The 5265-nt window shown below is 35.8% G+C and carries 5 protein-coding genes; all 5 read right to left on the reverse strand.

The genetic code is table 11. The annotated features are described in order from the left end of the window. Positions 1–250: 250 nt before the first annotated feature. The gene (recA, locus tag ACOI1D_RS20930) at positions 251–1285 is read right to left on the reverse strand and encodes a recombinase RecA (RefSeq protein WP_422504065.1); all 1035 of its coding nucleotides are present in this window, start codon (positions 1283–1285) and stop codon (positions 251–253) included. A 175-nt stretch (positions 1286–1460) separates the two neighbouring features. Beyond that, positions 1461–2708 (reverse strand): competence/damage-inducible protein A, encoded by a 1248-nt coding sequence (locus ACOI1D_RS20935; protein ID WP_422504067.1) that lies wholly within the window; start codon positions 2706–2708, stop codon positions 1461–1463. After that, a complete protein-coding gene (gene pgsA / locus ACOI1D_RS20940) occupies positions 2705–3283 on the reverse strand; it encodes a CDP-diacylglycerol--glycerol-3-phosphate 3-phosphatidyltransferase (protein WP_422504069.1) in 579 nt (192 codons plus the stop codon). Before pgsA ends, ACOI1D_RS20935 begins: the two co-directional genes overlap by 4 nt. 74 nt (positions 3284–3357) lie before the next feature. Next, entirely contained in the window at positions 3358–4275 is a 918-nt protein-coding gene (locus tag ACOI1D_RS20945; RefSeq protein ID WP_422504071.1) for a helix-turn-helix domain-containing protein, read from the reverse strand. 17 nt (positions 4276–4292) lie between these two features. Beyond that, a complete protein-coding gene (locus ACOI1D_RS20950; protein ID WP_422504073.1) occupies positions 4293–5084 on the reverse strand; it encodes a YmfK family protein in 792 nt (263 codons plus the stop codon). Between the last annotated feature and the right edge of the window lie 181 nt (positions 5085–5265).

The following is a 5265-nucleotide window of genomic DNA, read 5'->3' on the forward strand; positions in this document are numbered from 1 at the left end:
TAACAATTAAGACATATAGTTTTTTAATAGTAGAAGATAATAGTAGAAAGAAGTACTGCTTTGCTTTTCCTATTTTTAGAAAACTTGGCTTATCGTCAAGCCTTAGTGGCGAAAACCCTAGGTGTACTTATGCAGAAAGAAAGTCCAGAAAGTTCTTATACTTTCTTTACTGCTTAAAAAAAAGAAAATCCCCATTCTGATAGACATAGAATGAGAATTTACTAGATTACTTGTTATAATTATATTTTTGCTACGCATCCAAAGTTTCTTTTTCAGTCTCTTCAGGATCTTCAGGTTTAGCATCCAAATTATAATGGCTGCGAATCTTTTCTTTGATTTCCAACATAATATCTTGATTTTCCTTTAAGAACTGTTTTGCATTTTCTCGCCCTTGGCCAAGACGTTCCTCATTATAAGAGTACCATGAGCCACTTTTTAACACGATATCTAAATCTGAGCCGATATCAATAAGTTCTCCCTCTCTTGATATTCCGAAGCCATACATGATATCGACTTCAGCAACTTTAAATGGTGGAGCAACTTTATTTTTGACTACTTTGATACGGGCTTTGTTACCGAGTATATCGTTACCTTGTTTTAATGTCTCTGCTCGACGTACCTCTAAGCGAACAGATGCGTAAAACTTAAGTGCACGACCTCCAGGAGTTGTTTCAGGATTACCAAACATAACCCCAACTTTTTCTCGAATTTGATTAATGAAAACAGCAGTTGTTCTTGATTTATTAATAGCACCAGAAAGTTTTCTTAGTGCTTGAGACATGAGACGTGCTTGTAATCCAACATGAGCATCTCCCATTTCTCCTTCTATTTCGGCTTTAGGAACTAATGCAGCAACCGAGTCAATAACGACAATATCAACTGCACCACTTCGTACTAGCGCTTCTGCTATTTCCAGTGCTTGTTCACCAGTATCTGGCTGTGACAAAAGTAATTCATCAATGTTAACCCCTAATGCTCTGGCATAACTTGGATCCAGGGCATGCTCAGCGTCTATAAAAGCCGCTGTTCCACCCTTAGCTTGAGCTTCCGCAATTACATGTAATGCTACGGTTGTCTTACCAGAAGATTCAGGACCATATATTTCTACTACACGACCGCGTGGGTACCCACCAATTCCTAATGCTATGTCTAATGCTAATGACCCACTTGGAATAGTCGCGATTCTTTGTTCAGCGGTTTCACCTAACTTCATAATAGAACCTTTACCAAATTGCTTTTCTATGCTTTTTAATGCCATATCTAACGCTTGTTTTTTATCACCCAACGAGACAACCTCCTTTAACTAACTATATCTATCATACATGGTTTTATTTTATTTGCCAAGAGTAAAATCGAATAAATGTTCTCATTTTTACGCGGCTATTATTTCAATAACAAAAATTTAATTATATTAGTAGAGCTAAGAAGTAAATTTTCATTGTTAATTGTTTACTAAATCACTATTTTAAGTAATTGAACAAAAGTTCGTAACCTTTCCAAACTGCTCTTTTCCTTATTGTCTGACGATTACCATGGAACAGATACTTTTCTACTGTTTTATTACCACCTTCGTCAACAATGCCAATAAACACTGTTCCAACGGGGTGACCTTCAACACTATTTGGTCCAGCAACTCCCGTGAAACTTATTCCAATAGATGAACCAAATACAGTCCGAACATTAGTGGCTAATAAATTAGCGCATTCCTCGCTAACGACACCACTATCGTTAATAATACGCGATGGAACATGTAAAAGTCTTTCTTTTATTTTATTGTCATAACAAACAATACCACCAGGGCATACAGCTGAAGCACCTTCAACCCCTATTAAACGATCGGTAAACATCCCACCAGTCAAACTTTCTGCTGCTGCAATTGTTTTCTTCTGGTCTATCAGCAAATTAAAAACACGTTGTTCAATGCTTTCGTCGTTGATTCCATATAAATATGAACCAATCCTTGTTTCAATTTGAGTTTGTGCATCGATAATAAGCCGCTTAGCCTCATCCTTAGTATTTGCCTTTGCTGTTAAACGAATAGCAACTCCATCTGTTTGAGCAAGTGGCGCTATTGTTGGATTTGTTTGCTTAGCAATTATATCTTTTAATTCATGTTCCAGCGTTGCTTCACCTATACCTATAAATTGAAGCATAGTAGATTCAATAACATTAGTTTCATCCGACATACCCTGAATGAATGGTAGTACCCCATCCGAAAAAAGCTGTTTCATTTCTTTTGGTACACCAGGAAGGAATATCACTGTTTTGTCACAATAAGATACAATCATACCTGGTGCCATACCAACCTTATTCTCGAGTACCGTGGCACCTTCAAAAATTCTTGCCTGTTTATAGTTGTTAGGTGTCATTTTTATTTGGTTCTTTTGAAAATAGGAAATAATTTTGTCCATCGAAGGTTTGTGCTCAACGATTGACATACCTGATAGTAATTTAAAAGCTTCTCTAGTCAGATCGTCTTCGGTAGGTCCTAATCCTCCGGTAATAACAATTACATCGGATCGCTTTAGAGCCTGATTGAACTGATCATGAACCCGCTCGAGGTTATCACCTACGACATTATGGTAATGGACGTTCACTCCGTATAAAGCAAATTGTTGCGAAATCCACTGTGCATTCGTATTGGCAATTTGACCAAGTAGCAGTTCTGTTCCAACAGCTACTATTTCAGCGTTTATTTGTTTCATCATTTGGAATCCTTCATTACATTCCAATTTTTATCAAAATAATCATAACCTGAATAAACAGTAATGATTAATGCAGCATACAAGGCTACAATATCAAAACGAAAGCCAATATACGAAAATGGGAAGTTATGAAGAAGTAATACTGAGATTGCAACGATTTGTATCCACGTTTTTAACTTGCCCATTTGGCTTGCAGCCAGAACAATCCCTTCACCAGCGGCTACTAAACGTAAACCAGTAACTGCAAATTCTCTGCTTATAATTAAAATAACAATCCAAGCTGGTGCTAGACCTAACTCAACTAGTAGAATAAGAGCAGCTGAAACCAATAGCTTATCAGCAAGAGGATCCAAAAATTTACCTAAATTGGTAACCATATTAAACTTTCTCGCATAATAACCATCAATCCAATCAGTAGTAGAGGCAACGATAAACAATAAAGCAGCTACTAAGTGAGACACAGGTAATAGTGCTTCTCCAATTTCTATTTGTCCCCATTCAAAGGGAATGGATAGTAATAAAATAAAGATGGGAATTAAAAAGATTCGGGATAGAGTAATTTTATTTGGTATATTCATCATATTTCCTCCTATAATTTTTTTTTACGGTTTAAAACCCTTCCCTTTTACCTAGGGAAGGGTCTTGGAATGTATTATTCTTCACTTGGTTTTATGTTCACCCAAATTTCCTGATGCATCTTATCGGTTGCTTCAATTGGATATTCCAATTTAACCCCATTAATTGAAATTTGCAGTTCTGGTGCAAACCCTACATTAAAATAAATTTCATTATCACCAGTTACGTTTACCTCTTTTGGAGAATTATCAGCATTAAACATACCAGTAAAGTACTGTTTTCCTGCATCATTATTAAATGCAAGATACGATTCACCGCCGTTTGACTCCAGTTTTACTACCACTTCTTCACCTGCATTTACCAAATCAAAAGTGGAATCCGGACTATCACTTTCACTGAATTTAGTTTCTACTAATTCTAAAGTTGGTTCTACTTTTTCTGGCTCTGGCTCCGGTTCTGGTTCTTCCGTAGTTGTATCATCGGTTGATTCACTACCCTCATCAGAAGCTGGGTCATCCTTATTTTCTGAATCTGCTGGGGGATACACCACTTCATTATTGTCGGTAGTATCCACAGGATCAGAGTTATCATCCGACACAGTTTTAGTTAAAAAATACCATCCAGCGAAAAAAATACCAATAACAAGTAAAATGACAATTATTGTTGGGAAAAGCGAGAAAATTACTGGACTTTTGGGTGAATTTGTATCTCTTCTTGACCGTTGAATGCGTGTGTATTGATCTGTGTTTTCTTCTTCTTCAACTTTTGGCATTTCCTCTTTATATTCATCCAGCAATTCATTGGGATCTAAACCAACAGCTGTTGCATATTCCTTAATAAATGCGCGCGCATAGAACTTACCCGGCAATATCTGGAAGTTTCCTTCTTCAATTGCGACTAAGTATCGTTTTTGAATCTTAGTTGTTTCCTGCACACTATCAAGGGATAAATTTTTTGCTTCACGTGCTTCTTTTAATTTTATTCCAATTTCCATAAGTAACACCATCCAATTCAAAAGTCGAACATAGAAAAGCCACTTTCATTAACTGTGTTATCTTTTTCTATAGATTCATATGTAATTTCTTCGTCTTCACTGCTGCGTAGCTCGATAATGTAGTCAAAGTCTTCCAGTTCATACTCAGTGGATTCCACAAATTTATCAGGATGCTCCACCACCTTAATAGACGGCAGTGCCATGATCTCTCTAATTAATTGCCAATGCTTCTCATTAGCACGACGTGTTGATACAATTCCATCAATAATATAAATATTATCACTATTATATTCATCTTTAATTAGTTGGCTACGGATTGTTTGCTTTAACAATGTACTAGACATAAATAACCAACGTTTGTTTGCACAGACACTTGCTGCAACGATTGATTCGGTTTTTCCAACCCGCGGCATTCCACGAATCCCAATTAGTTTATGGCCTTCTTTTTTATACAATTCCGCCATGAAATCAACTAATATTCCTAGTTCATCACGAACGAATCTAAATGTCTTTTTGTCATCTACATCACTTTGTATATAACGACCATGTCTAACAGCTAATTTATCTCTCAACTTTGGCTTGCGCAATTTTGTGATTTTAATGGTATCGGTTGTTTCCAAAATAGATTTTAACCGATTAATCTGTTCATCTTTCTCAGATAATAAAAGCATGCCTCGTCTTGAATTTTCTACTCCATTAATTGATATAATATTAATGGAAAGCATTCCTAATAAAGAAGAGATATCACCTAATAAACCAGGACGGTTATATTGAATTTCATATTCAAGGTACCATTCTGTTTTTTCCATAATTCGCTCCTTTTTGTTACATGCTAATTTTATGTTACCTAATTCATCTTGTAATTGCAATGTATCTATAACTATAATAAATGATTTTTCGTCAAGTGAAAAGAAGAATATCGATAAAAAGCACTTTATTTATTGATTTAGCCCTTAAAAAAGAAAAAGAAGCTGAATTATACTTCAGCTT

Source organism: Virgibacillus sp. DJP39, assembly GCF_049310925.1.
Taxonomy (GTDB): Bacteria; Bacillota; Bacilli; order Bacillales; family Amphibacillaceae; genus Virgibacillus_F.

Coding starts and splice junctions, on each gene's coding strand:
- ACOI1D_RS20935 (WP_422504067.1), bottom strand. CDS start 2,708: ATGATGAAACAAATAAACGCTGAAATAGTAGCTGTTGGAACAGAACTG.
- pgsA (WP_422504069.1), bottom strand. CDS start 3,283: ATGAATATACCAAATAAAATTACTCTATCCCGAATCTTTTTAATTCCC.
- ACOI1D_RS20945 (WP_422504071.1), bottom strand. CDS start 4,275: ATGGAAATTGGAATAAAATTAAAAGAAGCACGTGAAGCAAAAAATTTA.
- ACOI1D_RS20950 (WP_422504073.1), bottom strand. CDS start 5,084: ATGGAAAAAACAGAATGGTACCTTGAATATGAAATTCAATATAACCGT.